This window comes from Pseudomonas sp. TJI-51 (assembly GCF_000190455.2).
Lineage (GTDB): Bacteria > Pseudomonadota > Gammaproteobacteria > Pseudomonadales > Pseudomonadaceae > Aquipseudomonas > Aquipseudomonas juntendi.
Genome location: NZ_AEWE02000126.1, coordinates 1 through 16,897, shown reverse-complemented (window position 1 = coordinate 16,897; position 16,897 = coordinate 1). Strand labels below are relative to the sequence as shown.

At 64.2% G+C, this 16,897-nt stretch carries 19 protein-coding genes and 1 other RNA gene; 14 read left to right on the top strand and 6 right to left on the bottom strand.

Features of this window, described 5'->3' with window-relative positions; all coding sequences use genetic code 11:
• The first annotated feature begins 164 nt into the window (after positions 1–164).
• The 3 genes from ubiD (at position 165) to G1E_RS23225 (ending at position 3,495) form a co-directional block, all read left to right on the top strand.
• Positions 165–1,631: a 4-hydroxy-3-polyprenylbenzoate decarboxylase gene (gene ubiD / locus G1E_RS23235; protein ID WP_009684150.1), complete on the top strand. Its 1,467-nt coding sequence runs from the start codon at positions 165–167 to the stop codon at positions 1,629–1,631.
• On the top strand, positions 1,631–2,599 hold the full coding sequence (locus G1E_RS23230) for a CDP-6-deoxy-delta-3,4-glucoseen reductase (RefSeq protein WP_009684149.1): 969 nt from the start codon (positions 1,631–1,633) through the stop codon (positions 2,597–2,599). The genes ubiD and G1E_RS23230 overlap by 1 nt, the downstream gene beginning before the upstream one ends.
• Positions 2,600–2,844: 245 nt before the next feature.
• Positions 2,845–3,495 carry a gamma-glutamylcyclotransferase gene (locus G1E_RS23225; protein ID WP_009684148.1) on the top strand — a complete coding sequence of 217 codons (651 nt, stop codon included), beginning with the start codon at positions 2,845–2,847 and terminating at the stop codon, positions 3,493–3,495.
• 70 nt (positions 3,496–3,565) lie between these two features.
• Here G1E_RS23225 and G1E_RS23220 read toward each other — a convergent pair whose 3' ends face one another.
• Complete coding sequence (locus G1E_RS23220; RefSeq protein ID WP_009684147.1) at positions 3,566–4,543, bottom strand: NADPH:quinone oxidoreductase family protein; 978 nt, start codon at positions 4,541–4,543, stop codon at positions 3,566–3,568.
• Positions 4,544–4,712: 169 nt separating this feature from the next.
• Between G1E_RS23220 and G1E_RS23215 the strand changes: the two genes are divergently transcribed.
• A complete protein-coding gene (locus G1E_RS23215; protein WP_009684146.1) occupies positions 4,713–5,117 on the top strand; it encodes a flagellar basal body-associated protein FliL in 405 nt (134 codons plus the stop codon).
• 22 nt (positions 5,118–5,139) lie between these two features.
• On the opposite strand, the gene G1E_RS23210 is transcribed toward G1E_RS23215, so the two are convergent.
• Entirely contained in the window at positions 5,140–5,589 is a 450-nt protein-coding gene (locus G1E_RS23210; protein ID WP_009684145.1) for an EVE domain-containing protein, read from the bottom strand.
• Between the two features lie 179 nt (positions 5,590–5,768).
• On the opposite strand from G1E_RS23210, the gene G1E_RS28810 reads away from it, so the two are divergent.
• Entirely contained in the window at positions 5,769–5,921 is a 153-nt protein-coding gene (locus G1E_RS28810) for a hypothetical protein (RefSeq protein WP_009684144.1), read from the top strand.
• A 19-nt stretch (positions 5,922–5,940) separates the two neighbouring features.
• Here the strand turns inward: G1E_RS28810 and G1E_RS23205 are convergent, their stop codons facing one another.
• The 4 genes from G1E_RS23205 to G1E_RS23195 all read right to left on the bottom strand — a co-directional run bounded on the left by G1E_RS23205 (position 5,941) and on the right by G1E_RS23195 (position 7,326).
• A complete protein-coding gene (locus G1E_RS23205; RefSeq protein ID WP_009684143.1) occupies positions 5,941–6,549 on the bottom strand; it encodes a 5-formyltetrahydrofolate cyclo-ligase in 609 nt (202 codons plus the stop codon).
• Positions 6,550–6,629: 80 nt separating this feature from the next.
• Positions 6,630–6,809: non-coding RNA, 6S RNA (ssrS, locus tag G1E_RS28005), on the bottom strand.
• Between the two features lie 17 nt (positions 6,810–6,826).
• Entirely contained in the window at positions 6,827–7,147 is a 321-nt protein-coding gene (locus G1E_RS23200; RefSeq protein ID WP_009684142.1) for a cell division protein ZapA, read from the bottom strand.
• Positions 7,144–7,326: a TIGR02449 family protein gene (locus G1E_RS23195; RefSeq protein WP_029886233.1), complete on the bottom strand. Its 183-nt coding sequence runs from the start codon at positions 7,324–7,326 to the stop codon at positions 7,144–7,146. Before G1E_RS23195 ends, G1E_RS23200 begins: the two co-directional genes overlap by 4 nt.
• A 181-nt stretch (positions 7,327–7,507) precedes the next feature.
• Between G1E_RS23195 and G1E_RS23190 the strand changes: the two genes are divergently transcribed.
• The 9 genes from G1E_RS23190 to gcvH all read left to right on the top strand — a co-directional run bounded on the left by G1E_RS23190 (position 7,508) and on the right by gcvH (position 16,865).
• Positions 7,508–8,062, top strand: a complete 555-nt coding sequence (locus G1E_RS23190) for a YecA family protein (RefSeq protein WP_009684141.1) — start codon at positions 7,508–7,510, stop codon at positions 8,060–8,062.
• 21 nt (positions 8,063–8,083) lie between these two features.
• Positions 8,084–9,418 (top strand): Xaa-Pro aminopeptidase, encoded by a 1,335-nt coding sequence (pepP, locus tag G1E_RS23185; RefSeq protein WP_009684140.1) that lies wholly within the window; start codon positions 8,084–8,086, stop codon positions 9,416–9,418.
• The gene (gene ubiH / locus G1E_RS23180; protein ID WP_047150146.1) at positions 9,415–10,614 is read left to right on the top strand and encodes a 2-octaprenyl-6-methoxyphenyl hydroxylase; all 1,200 of its coding nucleotides are present in this window, start codon (positions 9,415–9,417) and stop codon (positions 10,612–10,614) included. The genes pepP and ubiH overlap by 4 nt, the downstream gene beginning before the upstream one ends.
• On the top strand, positions 10,611–11,093 hold the full coding sequence (locus tag G1E_RS23175) for a DUF4442 domain-containing protein (RefSeq protein WP_009684137.1): 483 nt from the start codon (positions 10,611–10,613) through the stop codon (positions 11,091–11,093). The genes ubiH and G1E_RS23175 overlap by 4 nt, the downstream gene beginning before the upstream one ends.
• An 8-nt stretch (positions 11,094–11,101) precedes the next feature.
• Positions 11,102–12,319, top strand: coding sequence for a 2-octaprenyl-3-methyl-6-methoxy-1,4-benzoquinol hydroxylase (locus G1E_RS23170; RefSeq protein WP_177329618.1), 1,218 nt, complete (start codon positions 11,102–11,104; stop codon positions 12,317–12,319).
• 117 nt (positions 12,320–12,436) lie between these two features.
• A complete protein-coding gene (locus G1E_RS23165; protein WP_047150145.1) occupies positions 12,437–13,438 on the top strand; it encodes an extracellular solute-binding protein in 1,002 nt (333 codons plus the stop codon).
• A gap of 162 nt (positions 13,439–13,600) precedes the next feature.
• Entirely contained in the window at positions 13,601–15,223 is a 1,623-nt protein-coding gene (locus G1E_RS23160; protein WP_047150144.1) for an iron ABC transporter permease, read from the top strand.
• Between the two features lie 124 nt (positions 15,224–15,347).
• The gene (gene gcvT, locus G1E_RS23155; RefSeq protein ID WP_009684131.1) at positions 15,348–16,430 is read left to right on the top strand and encodes a glycine cleavage system aminomethyltransferase GcvT; all 1,083 of its coding nucleotides are present in this window, start codon (positions 15,348–15,350) and stop codon (positions 16,428–16,430) included.
• A gap of 51 nt (positions 16,431–16,481) precedes the next feature.
• On the top strand, positions 16,482–16,865 hold the full coding sequence (gcvH, locus tag G1E_RS23150; protein ID WP_009684130.1) for a glycine cleavage system protein GcvH: 384 nt from the start codon (positions 16,482–16,484) through the stop codon (positions 16,863–16,865).
• Positions 16,866–16,897: the final 32 nt, after the last annotated feature.

The window sequence follows — 16,897 nt, the reverse complement described above, 5'->3', positions numbered from 1 at the left end:
TTCGCGGGCACGCCCGCTGCCACAGGTTCAGTGTGATCCATGTGGGAGCGGGCGTGCCCGCGAAGGGGCGCGAAGCGGCCCCACTGCATTTTTGCCCCCAAACAGATCCCGAACGGCGCTACACTCTGCACCCCCGACCGATACGGCCAATACGAGGCTCCCGCATGCAGTATCGCGACTTGCGCGACTTCATCCGTGGCCTGGAACAGCGCGGCGAGCTCAAGCGCATCCAGGTTCCGATCTCCCCCGTCCTGGAAATGACCGAGGTCTGCGACCGCACCCTGCGTGCCAAAGGCCCGGCGTTATTGTTCGAAAACCCCACAGGCTTCGACATCCCGGTGCTCGGCAACCTGTTTGGCACCCCGGAGCGCGTGGCCATGGGCATGGGCGCCGAGTCGGTCGATGAACTGCGGGAAATCGGCAAATTGCTGGCGTTTCTCAAGGAGCCCGAGCCGCCGAAGGGCCTGAAGGACGCCTGGTCGAAGCTGCCGATCTTCAAGAAAGTCGTGTCGATGGCGCCGAAAGTGGTCAAGGACGCGGTCTGCCAGGAAGTGCTGGTCGAGGGTGACGACGTCGACCTTGGCGCGCTGCCTATCCAGCACTGCTGGCCTGGCGACGTGGCGCCGCTGATCACCTGGGGCCTTACCGTGACCCGCGGGCCGAACAAGGACCGCCAGAACCTGGGTATCTACCGGCAGCAGGTGATCGGCCGCAACAAGGTCATCATGCGTTGGCTCAGCCACCGGGGCGGTGCGCTCGACTACCGCGAATGGTGCGAGAAGAACCCGGGCCAGCCGTTCCCGGTTGCGGTCGCCTTGGGCGCAGACCCGGCAACCATTCTGGGCGCCGTGACGCCGGTACCGGACACCCTCTCCGAATATGCCTTTGCCGGCCTGCTGCGCGGCAACCGCACGGAACTGGTGAAGTGCCGTGGCAGCAACCTGCAGGTGCCGGCCACCGCCGAAATCATCCTGGAAGGCGTGATTCACCCTGGCGAAATGGCCCCCGAGGGCCCGTATGGTGACCATACCGGCTACTACAACGAAGTGGACAGCTTCCCGGTGTTCACCGTCGAGCGCATCACCCACCGGCTCAAGCCGATCTACCACAGCACCTACACCGGTCGCCCGCCTGATGAGCCGGCCATTCTCGGTGTCGCGCTGAACGAAGTGTTCGTGCCGATCCTGCAAAAGCAGTTCCCTGAGATCACCGACTTCTACCTGCCGCCGGAAGGTTGCTCGTACCGCATGGCGGTGGTGACCATGAAGAAGCAGTACCCCGGCCATGCCAAGCGCGTGATGTTGGGTGTATGGTCGTTCCTGCGACAGTTCATGTACACCAAGTTCGTTATTGTCACCGATGACGATATCAACGCCCGGGACTGGAACGATGTGATCTGGGCAATCACCACACGCATGGACCCCAAGCGTGATACGGTGATGATCGACAACACCCCGATCGACTACCTCGACTTCGCGTCGCCGGTGTCGGGGTTGGGGTCGAAGATGGGCCTGGATGCCACGCACAAGTGGCCAGGCGAGACTACACGCGAATGGGGGCGGGTCATCGTCAAGGACGAAGCCGTCACCCGGCGTATCGATGAGCTGTGGGATCAGTTGGGAATAGATTGATGCAGGTAACGTTGCAGCCGTCCGGGGCGGTGCTGGCGCTCGAACCCGGGGAACGGATCCTGGATGGAGCGCGGCGGCTGGGCTATGACTGCCCGAACAGCTGCCGCAATGGCAATTGCCATGTCTGCGCCGCGTTGTTGGTCGAGGGCCGGGTCCGTCAGGACGGCGAAATCCGCGACCATGGCGAGTTGTTCACCTGCATTGCCGAACCGCTGGAGGACTGCGTGTTGCTCTGGGACGGTGTGCTCGCCCTGGGCGAGCTGCCAGTGCGCAAGCTGGCGTGCAGCGTGAGTGAATGCGTTGACGTCGGTGGCGACGTGTGGCGGGTGCGCTTGCGTGCACCGGCGGGCAAACCCCCGCGTTACCACGCCGGGCAGTACCTGATGATCGAGCGTGAGGGCGGCAAGCAGGCGGCCTTCTCGCTGGCGTCCGCGCCGCACGGCGGGCGTGAACTGGAGCTGCACGTACTGGCGCGCGAGCCCAGTGCCCAGCAACTGATCGAGCAGCTCAGGCGCGACGGCCTGGCGCGTATCGAAATGCCGTTTGGCGACACCCACCTGGCCGAGTTGCCCGAGGGCCCGTTGGTATTGATTGCCGCCGGCACCGGCATGGGCCAGATGCACAGCCTGGTCGAGCATTGCCGCGCCAAGGGTTTCCAGTACCCGGTGCACCTGTACTGGGGGGTGCGTCGGCCTGAAGATTTTTACCAGATCGAGCACTGGGACGAATGGCAGCGCCTGCCCAACCTGTACCTGCACCAGGTGGTCAGCGATCTGTGCGGCTGGGAAGGGCGGTGCGGTATGTTGCATGAAGCCGTTTGCGAGGACATTGCCGACCTCAATACTGTGCATGTGTATGCCAGTGGCTCGCCAAACATGATCTACGCCACACTCGACGCCTTGGTCGAAGCCGGCATGGATGCGCACCGCATGCGTGCCGATGTATTTGCCTATGCCCCACGTGGCTAATAACCCAAGTTGGCAAGTCAGGTTATAAGGCGGTAATTGTTACCGCCTTGATTAATAACTTTCCCTGTTGTTGAAACAATCATTCCCAGTCGTCGGCTACGCGTATGAAACCTGGCCACGAAGGCTTGAGTATTCCTGCGGTTCTGGCCTATGGTTAGTGCAAGCGCCTTGGTATAGAGGCCTTGGCGCTTAACCTCATCGAATTTCGCTACATCCGTAGTTCACAGGAATCCTGGCGGCAGCTTATGTCGGCACTTGAAAGCATGTCGTGGAAAGTTTCATATCCACCGACACTCGACTTTGGTCAGCAACATACGCACGAACAGTTGTTCAACTCCATGAAGACCACCATGTCTCGGCACCCGGGTGGGCCGGTGTGGCTGTTTGCCTATGGCTCGTTGATCTGGCGCCCCGAGTGCAATTCGGTGGAGCGCCAGCGCGCACGCGTACATGGTTATCACCGGGGGCTCTACTTGTGGTCGCATGAGCATCGCGGTACCCCGGAAACCCCCGGGCTGGTATTCGGCCTGGACCGTGGCGGGTCCTGCAGTGGCTTTGCCTACCGGCTGGATGAAAGCAACCTGGACGACTCGCTCATGGCCCTGTGGCAACGCGAGATGCCTTACCCGGCCTATCGGCCGCATTGGCTCAACTGCCGGCTGGGCGATGGCACCAAGGTGCAGGCGCTGGGCTTTGTGCTGGAGCGGCATTTACCCTGCTATGCCGGCGATCTGCCGGATACCTTGCTCAGCCATATCCTGGCCAGCGCCAAAGGGCGCTACGGCACCACCCGCGACTATGTCGAACAGACCTTGCAGGCCCTGCGCAGCCACCAGATGCCTGATCGCAACCTGGAGGCGCGGTTCCGCCGTTGCCATAACCCGCGCGAGGTTTGATCAGCCTGTGCCGGCCTATTCGCGGGCACGCCCGCGAAAAGGCCGCAACGGCAGATGAAGATCTAAAGCCTTACCTTGCCAGCACCACCAACTTACCCACAGCCTGCCGCTGCCCCAGTTTCTCAATGGCAGCCCCGGCCTCGGCCAGTGGATAAGTCTGCGACACCAGCGGCTTCAACTTGCCTTGGGCATGCCAGGCAAACAGCTGCTGGAAGTTGGCCGCATTGTCCTGCGGCTGGCGCTGGGCAAACGCACCCCAGAACACCCCAAGCACCGCCGCGCCCTTGAGCAGCACCAGGTTGGCTGCCAGCTGTGGAATGGTGCCACTGGCGAACCCCACCACCAGCAACCGGCCATTCCAGGCCAGCCCGCGTACCGCCTGCTCGAACAGCTCGCCACCGACCGGGTCATAGATCACGTCGACCCCCTGGCCGTTGGTCAGGCGCTTGATTTCCTCGCGCAGGCTGGCCTGGCTGTAGTCGATCAGTTCATCTGCCCCGGCTGCCTTGGCCACCGCCAGTTTGTCGGCACTGCTGGCGGCCGCGATTACCCGTGCCCCCATGGCCTTGCCGATCTCCACCGCTGCCAGGCCGACGCCACCGGACGCGCCCAGCACCAGCAAGGTCTCACCCGCTTGCAACTGGCCGCGCTGGCGCAGGGCATGCATCGAGGTGCCATAGGTCATGCCAAACGCCGCTGCCGTGGTGAAGTCCATGCTCGCCGGGATCGGCAGCACGTTGTAGAACGGCACTGCCACCTGCTCGGCAAACGCCCCCCAGCCGGTCAGCGCCATGACCCGGTCACCGACCTTGAAGGCGCCGGCCTTTTCCCCGACCGCGGCTACCACACCGGCCGCCTCACCACCGGGGGAGAACGGCAGCGGTGGCTGAAACTGGTACTTGCCTTCGATGATCAGCGTGTCAGGAAAGTTGACCCCGGCAGCCTGCACGTCCAGCAGGATTTCGTTGTTCTTCGGCAGTGGGCTGGCGACTTCTTCCAGCACCAGGTTGCCCGCCGGGCCAAGGGTTTTGCACAACACAGCTTTCATTGGGGCTATTCCTTTGCGGGTCGTGGCCGATAAGTGTAGGAGGGCGGTGTACCGGGTCAACGAGCATGGCCCGCCCTGATGGGCAGGCATAAGCGGCGGCGTGAGCCTGGGCTTGGGTTTGCGCGCAGCGCTGGGTAAGCTGGCGCCAATTGGAATGAGGAGCGAATTCGTGAAAGCGTGGATCTTGATGGTACTGGCGCTGTTGCTGCCAACTGCGGCCATGGCCGAAGAAGCCAAGGAGGGTGCCCCCAAGGTTGCCTACATCACCCTGAGCCCGCCTTTTGTCGGCAACTATGCCCTGGATGGCGGCCCCCGCCTGCGGGTGTACAAGGCCGATGTGGCCCTGCGTGTGACCGGTGATGAAGCCGCCAAGGCCGTTCAGCACCACGAACCGCTGATCCGTAACCAGCTGGTGGCGCTGTTCACCCAACAGACTGTCGACAGCATGAGCAATGTCGAGGCCAAGGAGCACCTGCGCCAGGAGGCACTGAAACAGGTGCAGCAGGTAATGGAAGCCGAAGAGGGCAAGCCGATCGTTGAGGACCTGCTGTTCAACAACCTGATCGTGCAGTAAACGGCGCCGCTGGCGCGCGGTTTCAGCGCAACGCGACAATCACCGCCCATTGCTCGGCGGTTACCGGCATGACCGACAGGCGGCTGCCCTTCTGCACCAGCGGCAGTTCGGCCAGGCCGGCCTGCTGCTTCAGCTGGCCCAGCTCCAGTACCCGTGGCAGGGTTTGCACATGCGCCACATCCACTGCGCTCCACGGGTTCTTCTCGGCTGTGGCCTTGGCATCATGGTATGGGCTTTGTGGGTCCAGGGCAGTCGGGTCGGGGTAAGCCGCACGAATGATTTCGCCAATACCGGCGATGCCAGGCTGCGGGCAGCTGGAATGGTAGAAAAAGAACCTGTCACCCTCGCTCATGGCCCGCAGGAAATTACGCGCCTGGTAATTGCGCACGCCGTCCCAGCGCGCTTCGCCCAGGCGCCCCAGCGCTTCGATGGAGAGTTCGTCGGGCTCGGATTTCATCAGCCAGTAGGCCATGCGTGTTGCTCCTGAAAAGGTTTGTAATAACCTGTTGCACGAAACCGACAGCCGGTTGGCGTCAAGGTTTGCTTGCAGACGCAGGTTGTCGGAAAATGCGCCCCGTTTAATGCGCGATGCTCCGGCGGTACTCAGAAAGCCGCCGAGCCTGAACAGTTTGCCTTGGGGGGCAATCTTCCATGTATCAACGTAAAAAACCGGATCTGCTGTGGGTCCTGGTGTTTATTTTTGGCCTGGGTGTGGTCACTACCGGTTATGCGCAAGGGCTATGGGAGCGCAAGCTGGACAACGCCTACCAAACGTCGGCAGACGCCAGCCAGCCACAACGTTGATGTCCCCTGCTGGCGCCGATTACCGCGGCGCCAGGTACCAGCCACGGTCCGAGACCGTGCCCTGCAACGGTACGTCCCAACTGGCCTGCGCCAGCCGCTCGACCTTCTGGCACTCATGTGCCAAGCCCAGCAGCAACGGTTTTTTCCAGCTTTGCCGGCGCCCCTGGTAGGCCAGGCTGCGGTCATAGAAGCCGCCACCCATGCCCAGGCGGCCGCCCACCTCATCAAAGCCCACCAGTGGTAACAGAATCAGGTCCAGTGCCCAGATGGGCCGTTGGCGTTTGCGCTCGATAACCGGTTCGGGGATACGGAAACGGTTGGGTCGCAGTTTTTCCCCTGGCTCGAAACGCTGGAACACCATGCGCGTGCGCGGCCAGGCATGCAGTACCGGCAGGTAGGTGCGCTTGCCGCGGCGCTGGGCTTCACGCAATAACAGGCGCGGGTCTATTTCGCCGTCGTTGGGCAGGTACAGGGCAATGTGCCTGGCGCGGCGGAACAGGGGGTGCTGGGCCAGTTGCCGGTACAGCCCACGGGCCGCCTGGCGTTGCTGGGCGGGGGTGAGGGCGCGACGGGCATTGCGCAGCAAACGGCGAAGCTGAGGGCGGGTAAGCGGCGCGGTGTCGGTCATGGCACAGGCGATCCCAGGGGTGCTGGCCGCCAGACGCGGCACAAACGAATTGCCCGCCACAGGGGGCGGGCAAGGAATTCAGGCTCCCCGATAAGACCGCTATCGGTGTAGCCCTTGAACCCGAAAGTTCAAGGTGGAGATTGCAGGGGGCGTTAAGGCTTTCCGTCGGGCGGACATGCACACCGGCCCCAGCGTGCAACCCCCGTGGTTGTGCGTATCGGCTCAGGGACATAACCGACTGGCGCATCCCCCAGGGAGTGGCGCCAGTATACCAATCTCAGCCGATTTTGGTATCCGTGTCGTCGGACAAAGCCTTGTCTACCCGATCCAGCAGGTCGCGCACCTGTTCGCGGTTGGTGCCGCTGACGGGCGCCGCGCTGCGGTCTTCCTGGCGGTGCAGCATCTCGTGGGTGATGTTCAACGCGGCCATGACGGCAATGCGGTCGGCGCCGATCACCTTGCCGCTGCTGCGGATCTCGCGCATCTTGCTGTCCAGGTAGCGGGCTGCGCTGACCAGGTTGTTGCGCTCTTCCGGCGGGCAGATGATCGAGTAGTCCTTGTCGAGGATCTGCACGGTGACGCTATTGCTTGAACTCATGAGTCTTGCTCCAGAGCCTTGAGGCGTAAAATCATCGACTCGACCTTGCGCTTGGCTATCTCGTTTTTTTCGATGAGGTGGGCGCGCTCTTCGCGCCAGGACTTTTCCTGAGCTACTAGGAGTGCATTTTGCCGTTTTAGTTGCTCGACACGTTCGATCAGCAGCTCGAAACGGCTCATCAGTGCCTGCAGGTCGTTCTCTTGCGTGGGTTGCACTCGATTCGCTCCGTCGTTCGGTCACCTGGCGATGATGCCTCTCCCTGGGTGGCGACGGCCAGTGCCGATGGTCTTGGCGCGCCTGCCGGTGCTAGGATACAAGGCCTCATTCTAGTCATTTGCGCCGTCTGGCGCCTAGCTGCCCATGCCCAATACCCAATCGCCCTACATCGCTTTCGCCATGCTGCTGTCCAGCAATGGCCACCCTGTCACCCCGGCCGAACTGCACGGCCTGCTGATTGGCCGCAGCTGCGCCGGTGCCGGCTTCGATGCCGACGGCTGGCTGGCCGACGCGGCGCAACTGCTGGAAACCGAGCCCGGTGACACCGTGCGCAACGCCCTGGTTGGCCTGCAGGAAATGGTCAAGGGCGAGCTCACCAGCGACGACATGGCCATCGTTCTGCTGCTGCCTTCCGACGATGCCGCGCTGACCGACCGCGCCACCGCGCTGGGGCAGTGGTGCCAGGGCTTCATCACCGGCTTTGGCCTGAACGCCGGCGGCAAGGACTTGTCCGACGAGGCCAAGGAAGTGCTGCAGGACCTGGTGGCCATTTCCCAGGTGCAGGAAGCCCTCGAAGAATCCGAAGACGGCGAGAGCGACTACATGGAAGTCATGGAGTACCTGCGCGTTGCGCCGCTGCTGCTGTTCTCCGAGCTGGCCAAGCCTTCCGCACCCGCGCCCAAGCCATCGCTGCACTGATCAACCAGGGGTAGTCTGCCCATGAGCCACATTCCCAAGGCCGAGTATGCCCGGCGGCGCAAGGCGCTGATGGCGCAGATGGTCCCCAACAGCATCGCCATCCTGCCCGCCGCCGCGGTTGCCATCCGCAACCGCGACGTCGAGCACGTGTACCGCCAGGACAGCGACTTCCAGTACCTCAGCGGCTTCCCCGAGCCAGAGGCGGTCATTGCCCTGATCCCCGGGCGTGAGCACGGTGAGTACGTGTTGTTCTGCCGTGAGCGCAACCCCGAGCGGGAGCTGTGGGATGGCCTGCGCGCCGGCCAGGAAGGCGCGGTGAGTGATTATGGCGCCGACGATGCATTCCCCATCGCAGACATCGACGAAATCCTGCCTGGCCTGATCGAAGGCCGCGAGCGGGTGTACAGCGCCATGGGCAGCAACCCTGAATTCGACCGCCGGTTGATGGACTGGATCAACGTGATCCGCTCCAAGGCCCGGCTGGGTGCCCAGCCACCGAACGAGTTCGTTGCGCTGGATCATCTGCTGCATGACATGCGCCTGTATAAATCGGCAGCGGAAGTGAAGGTCATGCGCGCGGCTGCAGACATTTCTGCGCGTGCCCATGTGCGGGCCATGCAGGCCTGCCGGGCCGGGTTGTACGAATACAGCCTGGAAGCCGAGCTGGACTACGAGTTCCGCAAGGGCGGGGCGAAGATGCCGGCCTACGGTTCCATCGTTGCCGCTGGGCGCAATGGCTGCATCCTGCACTACCAGCAGAATGACGCACCGCTCAGGGAGGGCGACCTGGTGCTGATCGACGCCGGCTGCGAAATCGACTGCTACGCCAGTGACATCACCCGCACCTTCCCGGTCAGCGGGCGCTTTTCACCCGAGCAGAAGGCTATCTACGAGCTGGTGCTCAAGGCGCAGGCGGCCGCGTTCGCCGAAATCGCCCCCGGCAAGCACTGGAACCATGCCCATGAGGCGACCGTGCGGGTCATCACCACCGGGCTGGTGGAACTGGGCCTGCTGGAAGGCGATGTGCAGGCGCTGATCGACAGCGAAGCCTACCGCGCCTTCTACATGCACCGCGCCGGCCACTGGCTGGGCATGGATGTGCACGATGTGGGCGAGTACAAGGTGGGGGGTGAATGGCGGGTGCTGGAACCGGGTATGGCGCTGACCGTCGAACCGGGTATCTACATTGGTGCCGACAATCAGGCCGTGGCCAAGAAGTGGCGCGGCATTGGCGTAAGGATCGAGGACGACGTGGTGGTGACCAGGCAAGGTTGTGAAATCCTCACTTCGGGCGTGCCACGCACGGTCGCCGAGATCGAGGCGCTGATGCAGGCTGCACGCAAGGACGCCGCATGAACCGGGTAAACCTGGCAATCATTGGTGGCGGCCTGGTGGGTGCCAGCCTGGCGTTGGCCTTGCAGGCCGGGGCCAAGGCCAGAGGCTGGAAGATCCTGCTGATCGAGCCGTTCGCCCCTGGCGACAGTTACCAGCCCAGCTACGATGCCCGCTCTTCGGCCTTGTCCTTCGGCACCCAGCAGATCTACCAGCAACTGGGCCTGTGGCAGGCCATTGGCCAGCGCGCCGAGCCGATCCGGCAGATTCACGTTTCCGACCGTGGCCGCTTTGGCGCCACCCGCCTGGACGCCCAGGAAGAAGGCGTGCCGGCGCTGGGTTACGTGGTGGAGAACGCCTGGCTGGGCCAGTGCCTGTGGCAAGGCCTGGACCGCGAGGTGGTCAGCTGGCGCTGCCCGGCAGAAGTGGCCGCGCTGCAGGCGTTCGACGGTGGCTACCAGCTGCGCTTGAACGACGACACCCAGCTGCAATGCGACCTGGCAGTGCTGGCCGACGGCGGCCGTTCTGGTTTGCGCGAGCAACTGGGCATCCAGGTACGCCATACGCCCTACCAGCAAAGCGCCCTGATCGCCAACATCAGCCCTGGCGAGGCCCATGGCGGCCAGGCCTTCGAGCGCTTCACCGAAGACGGCCCCATGGCCCTGCTGCCATTGCCGGATAACCGCTGCGCGCTGGTATGGACCCGCCAGGGCATGGACGCAAAACGCCTGGCCGCGATCGACGAGCGCAGTTTCCTGCGCGAGTTGCAGGGGGTGTTCGGCTACCGGCTGGGCGCGCTGCGCCAGGTGGGTGCACGGCATCTGTACCCGCTGTCGTTGATCGAAGCCCAGGAGCAGGTGCGGCCACAGTTGGTGGTGCTGGGCAACGCTGCGCACAGCTTGCACCCGATTGCCGGGCAGGGGTTCAACTTGTCGTTGCGTGACGTGCAGGCGTTGGCCGAGGCGCTGCTTGCCGGCCCGCAGCGCCCGGGCGACCTGGCCACGCTGCAGGCCTATCACCAGCGCCAGCGCCTGGACCAGGCCATGACCATCGGCTTCTCCGACCAGGTCACCCGCCTGTTCGGCAGCCAGCAGCCGTTGCTGGCCGCCGGGCGCAACCTGGGCCTGCTCGGGCTCGACCTGCTGCCACCGGCCAAAAGCTGGTTCGCTCGCCAGGCGATGGGCCTGGGCACCCGCCCCGACCGGCAGGGCCAGGCATGAGCAACCCACGTAAACGCGCGCGCCGGGCGCGCATGCTGCGCTGGCTGTTGAACCTTTACCCGCCTTACCTGGGGGCAGGTATCCGCGTGCAGCACATCAGCCCGGACCTGCGCAGCGTGAAGGTGGCGATGAAGCTGACGCGCTGGAACCGCAATTACGTCGGTACCCAGTTTGGCGGCAGCCTGTATGCCATGGTCGACCCGTTCTACATGCTGTTACTGATCGAGCAGCTGGGGCGCGACTACATTGTCTGGGACAAGGCCGCCAGCATCGATTTCATCGCGCCGGGCAAAGGCCCGGTGTTTGCCGAATTCCACGTCGATGACGCGCTGCTGGACGACATTCGCCAGCAGACCGCTACCGGCAAGAAGTGCCTGCCGCGTGTGCAGGTCGATATCCGCGATGGCGCCGGCGAACTGGTGGCGCGGGTCGATAAAACCCTATATGTGCGGCTCAAGCCGCAAGCGAGGCTGGCGTAGGCATGGAAATGCGCGCAGATCTGTTGATTGTCGGTGCCGGTATGGTCGGCAGCGCCCTGGCCCTGGCGTTACGCCACAGTGGCTTGCAAATCCTCTTGCTCGACGGCGGCCCGCTGACGGTCAAGCCGTTCGATGCCCTGGCGCCGTTCGAACCGCGTGTCAGCGCATTGTCGGCCGCCAGCCAGCGCATTCTCGAACGCCTCGGGGCCTGGGAGGGCATTGCCCAGCGGCGTGCCACGCCGTATTCCGACATGCATGTGTGGGACGGCAGCGGCACCGGGCAGATCCACTTTTCGGCAGCCAGCGTGCACGCCCAGGTGCTCGGCCATATCGTCGAGAACCGCGTGGTGCAGGACAGCCTGCTGGAGCGCCTGCACGACAGCGATGTCGGCCTGCTGGCCAACGCGCGGCTGGAACAACTGCGCCGCTCTGGCGATGACTGGCTGTTGACTCTTGCCGATGGCCGGCGCCTGCGCGCGCCGCTGGTGGTCGCGGCCGATGGCGCCCATTCGGCCGTGCGGCGGCTGGCCGGTTGCGACACCCGCGAATGGGATTACCTGCACCACGCCATCGTGACCAGCGTGCGTTGCAGCGCCGGGCACCAGGCCACAGCCTGGCAGCGCTTCACCGATGAGGGGCCGCTGGCCTTCCTGCCGTTGACCCGAGGTGGCCAGCAAGACTGGTGCTCGATCGTCTGGTCGACCACGCCGGAGCAGGCCGAGCGGTTGATGGCGCTGGATGACGCTGCCTTCGTGCAGGCCCTGGAGCGGGCCTTCGAGGGGCGCCTGGGGAGCGTGTTGCAGGCCGACCCACGTGTGTGTGTACCGCTGCGTCAGCGTCACGCCAAGCGCTACGTGGAGCACGGCCTTGCGTTGGTGGGTGATGCGGCCCACACCATCCACCCCTTGGCCGGGCAGGGCGTCAACCTGGGGTTTCTGGATGCGGTGGTGCTGGCCGACGTACTGGGCAAGGCCTGCGAGCGTGGCGAACGGCTGGCGGATGTGAAGGTACTGAGCCGTTACGAGCGCCGGCGCATGCCGCATAACCTGGCGCTGATGGCGGCGATGGAAGGGTTCGAGCGGTTGTTCCAGGCCAACCCGCTGCCGTTGCGCTGGTTGCGCAACAGTGGGCTGAAGCTGGTGCAGCAGATGCCCGAAGCCAAGGCGATGTTCGTGCGCCAGGCGTTGGGGCTGTCCGGGGATTTGCCGGAATTGGCCAGGGCTTGAGATGGCCGGGGCCGCTTTGCGGCCCCTCTGCAACATCCGGTAACGGCTCAAAGGATGAGCAAGAAAATGGGATTCACTACCATTTGCGCCTCTCATACCTTCCGAGGAGCGCTTTCCATGTTGCCACGCAAGCCCCTACTGGCCGCCCTGGCCCTGACTTTGTTCGGCGGCACCGCCCAGGCAGCGGAAGAAGTGGTGGTGTACTCCTCGCGCATCGATGAGCTGATCAAGCCGGTGTTCGATGCCTATACCGCCAAAACCGGCGTCAAGATCAAGTTCATCACCGACAAGGAAGCGCCGCTGATGCAGCGCATCAAGGCCGAGGGCGACAATGGCGTGGCCGACCTGCTGCTGACCGTCGATGCCGGCAACCTGTGGCAGGCCGAGCAAATGGGCATCCTGCAGCCGATCAAGTCCGCCACCATCGACCAGAACATTCCGCCGCAGTACCGCGCCTCGTCCCATGACTGGACCGGCCTCAGCTTGCGCGCGCGCACCATCGTCTACTCCAGCGAGCGGGTCAAACCGGCAGAGTTGAGCACCTACGAGGCCCTGGCCGACAAGCAATGGGAAGGCCGCCTGTGCCTGCGCACGGCGAAAAAGGTCTACAACCAGTCGCTGACCGCCACCCTGATCGAAACCCATGGCGAGGCGAAGACCGAGCAAATCGTCAAAGGCTGGGTCAACAACCTGTCCACCGATGTGTTCTCCGACGACAACGCGGTGATCCAGGCCATCGAGGCCGGCCAGTGCGACGTGGGCATCGTCAACACCTACTACTACGGCCGCCTGCACAAGCAGAACCCGCAGTTGCCGGTGAAGCTCTTCTGGCCCAACCAGGGCGACCGTGGCGTGCACGTGAACCTGTCGGGCATTGGCCTGACCAAACATGCACCGCACCCCGAGGCGGCGACCAAGCTGGTGGAGTGGATGACGGGTGAAGAAGCGCAGAAACTGTTCGCCGACATCAACCAGGAATTCCCGGCCAACCCGAAGGTCAGGCCATCGGAAGAAGTGGCAGCGTGGGGCAGCTTCAAGGCAGACAGCATTCCGGTGGAAATTGCCGGCAAACGCCAGGCTGAAGCCATCCGCCTGATGGATCGGGCTGGCTGGAATTAAGCGCCGGGCTTTATCCTCTCGGGGCCTGAAAGGGCCTCTTCGCGGGCTCGCCCGCTCCCACAGGATCTGCACTGCCCTTGAGATTTGGGCAGTCCCTGTGGGAGCGGGCGAGCCCGCGAACGACCGCAAAGCGGTCGCAAACCAGCCATAGAGACATTCACCTTGTCCCACACCCCCCAACGCCGCTGGTACTTGCCGGTATCGCTGATCGCTGCCCTGGTGCTCCTGCCCCTCAGCGTGCTGCTGCTGTCGTGGCAATCCATAGACGTGCAGATCTGGTCGCACCTGCTCGACACCCAGATGAGCCGCCTGCTGGGTAACACCCTGACGCTGGTTCTGGGGGTGGGCATCGGCGTCACCGTGCTGGGCGTCAGCCTGGCCTGGCTCACCAGCCTCTGTGAGTTCCCCGGCCGGCGCTGGCTGGACTGGGCGCTGATGTTGCCGTTCGCCATACCCGCCTATGTGCTGGCTTTCGTGTTCGTCGGCCTGCTAGACTTCGCGGGCCCGGTGCAGACCGCACTGCGCGAGGTATTCGGCCCCATGCGCCTGCCCCGGGTGCGCTCTACCGGCGGGGTCATCATCGTGCTGGTGCTGGTGTTCTACCCCTATGTCTACCTGCTGGCGCGCACGGCGTTCCTGGCACAGGGCAAAGGCTTGATGGAGGCCGCGCGGGTGCTTGGGTTATCACCCTTGCAGGCCTTCTGGCGGGTGGCGCTGCCCATGGCGCGGCCGGCGATCGGCGCCGGTGTCGCCCTGGCGCTGATGGAAACCCTGGCCGATTTCGGCGCGGTGGCGGTGTTCAATTTCGACACCTTCACCACAGCCATCTACAAGACCTGGTACGGGTTTTTCAGCCTGTCCAGCGCAGCCCAGCTGGCCAGCCTTTTGCTGCTGGCGGTGATGCTGGTGCTGTACGGCGAGCGCCGTGCCCGCGGCGCCAGCCGCAGTGGCAACGAGCGGCCACGCGGGCAGGCGCTGTACCGCTTGCGCGGGCTGAAGGCGTTGCTGGCCAGCGGCTGGTGCCTGCTGGTGTTCGCCTGCGCCTTCGTCATCCCGCTGCTGCAACTGCTGGTGTGGTTCTGGCAGCGCGGGCGGCATGACCTGGACGAGCGCTATGTCGGCCTGGTGTCGCACACCTTGTACCTGGGCGCCATGGCCGCGCTGCTCACCGTGAGCGCAGCATTGCTGCTGGCCTTCGCCCGACGCCAGGCGCCGAGCGCCGGCATACGCGCCGGGGTCGGCCTGGCCAACCTGGGCTATGCCTTGCCCGGTTCGGTGTTGGCGGTGTCGATCATGCTGGCCTTCAGTTACCTGGACAACCAGCTGGTCATCCCGTTGTCCGGCTGGTTGGGCGGGGCCGGCAAACCGTTGCTGCTGGGCAGCCTGTCGGCCTTGCTGCTGGCTTACCTGGTGCGCTTTATCGCCGTAGCTTACGGGCCACTGGAAAGCAGCCTGGAGCGCATTCGGCCTTCTTTGCCCGAGGCTTCACGCAGCCTGGGTGTCGGCGGTGCCAGGTTGTTCCTCAAGGTCTACCTGCCGCTGTTGCTGCCTGGCGCCCTCAGCGCCGCCTTGTTGGTGTTTGTCGACGTACTCAAGGAAATGCCGGCCACCTTGCTGATGCGGCCGTTCGGCTGGGACACGCTTGCTGTGCGGGTTTTCGAGATGACCAGTGAAGGCGAATGGGCGCGAGCGTCGTTGCCCGCCCTGACGCTGGTGCTGGTGGGCCTGTTGCCGGTCATCGGCCTGATCCGCCGTTCGGCCCGTCGACCCGGCCACGGTCACTGAGGGTGCCAGCGCGCGGGCTTGCGGCTACAATGCGCGGCATTCGCGCGGCGGGTGTCAAACAACAAGAGCTGACGCGCAACGTCATCGACCGCCGCCGCTTCGCCACGCCCGGAAGGAGAAACCCATGGGACAGCGCACGCTTTTGTACGACCTGCACCTGGCGCTAGGCGCCAAAACGGTCGATTTCGGTGGCTGGGACATGCCCCTGCACTATGGCTCGCAGGTCGAGGAGCACCATCAGGTGCGCAGCGATTGCGGGGTGTTCGATGTCTCCCACATGACTGTGATCGATGTCGATGGTAGCGATGCCACCGCCTGGCTGCAGCGCCTGCTGGCCAACGATGTGGCCCGCCTCGTCGACACTGGCAAAGCGCTATACAGCCCGCTGCTGCAGGCGCAGGGCGGAGTGATCGACGACCTGATCGTATACCGTACGGAACATGGCTATCGCCTGGTCACCAACGCCGCTACCCGCGCCAAGGTGCTCGGCTGGCTGCAGCAGCAGCGTGACGGTTTTGCCGTGGACTTCAAGGTCCGCCCCGACCTGGCCATCCTTGCCATCCAGGGCCCGCGTGCCCGAGAAAAGGTTGCGCCCCTGCTTAGCGCCGCGCGTGCCGCGCTGATCCGCGAACTGCGCCCATTCGAGGGCTTTGCCGAAGGCGACTGGTTCATTGCCCGCACCGGTTATACCGGTGAAGACGGCCTCGAGATCATCTTCCCTGGCGACCAGGCCGTGGGCTTCTTCAACGACCTGGTGGGTGCTGGCATCGCCCCCAGCGGCCTTGGCGCCCGCGACACCCTGCGCCTGGAAGCCGGCATGAACCTGTACGGCCAGGACATTGACGAGCAGCACACCCCGCTTACCTCCAACCTGGGCTGGAGCATTGCCTGGGAGCCTGCCGAGCGTGACTTCATTGGCCGCGCTGCCCTGTTGGCGGAAATCGAGCACGGTGTGCAGGAAAAACTGGTCGGCCTGGTACTGGAAGAGCGCGGCGTGCTGCGCGCCCATCAGGTCGTGCGTGTCGCCGGTATTGGCGAAGGGGAGATCACCAGTGGTAGTTTCTCGCCTACGCTGAGCAAGTCCATTGCCTTGGCGCGCGTGCCCATGGCCACTGGTGACCGGGCCGAGGTGGAAATTCGCGGCAAGTGGTACCCGGTGCGGGTGGTCAAACCGACCTTCGTGCGCCACGGCAAGATCCTGATCTGAACCATTATTTACCGGCGGGCGTACCGCTGAGCCAATCGAGGAATTCAAGACATGAGCAATATCCCCGCCGAACTGCGTTTCGCCGAAAGCCACGAGTGGGCCCGCCTGGAAGCTGACGGCAGCGTCACCGTGGGCATCAGCGACCACGCCCAGGAGGCCTTGGGTGACGTGGTGTTCGTCGAGCTTGCCGAAGTCGGCAAGGTGTTCGCCGCGGGCGACGCTGCCGGTGTGGTCGAGTCGGTCAAGGCCGCTTCGGACATCTATGCCCCGGTGGGTGGCGAAGTGATCGCGGTGAACGAAGAGCTGGCTGACAGCCCGGAGCAGCTCAACGAAGAGCCTTACGGGGCGTGGATCTTCAAGCTCAAGCCAAGCGACAAGGCCGAGCTGGACAAGCTGCTGGATGCTGCTGGTTACAAGGCCGCTATCGGCGAATAAGGCTTCAGGCCTGATCGCCGGCAAGCCAGCTC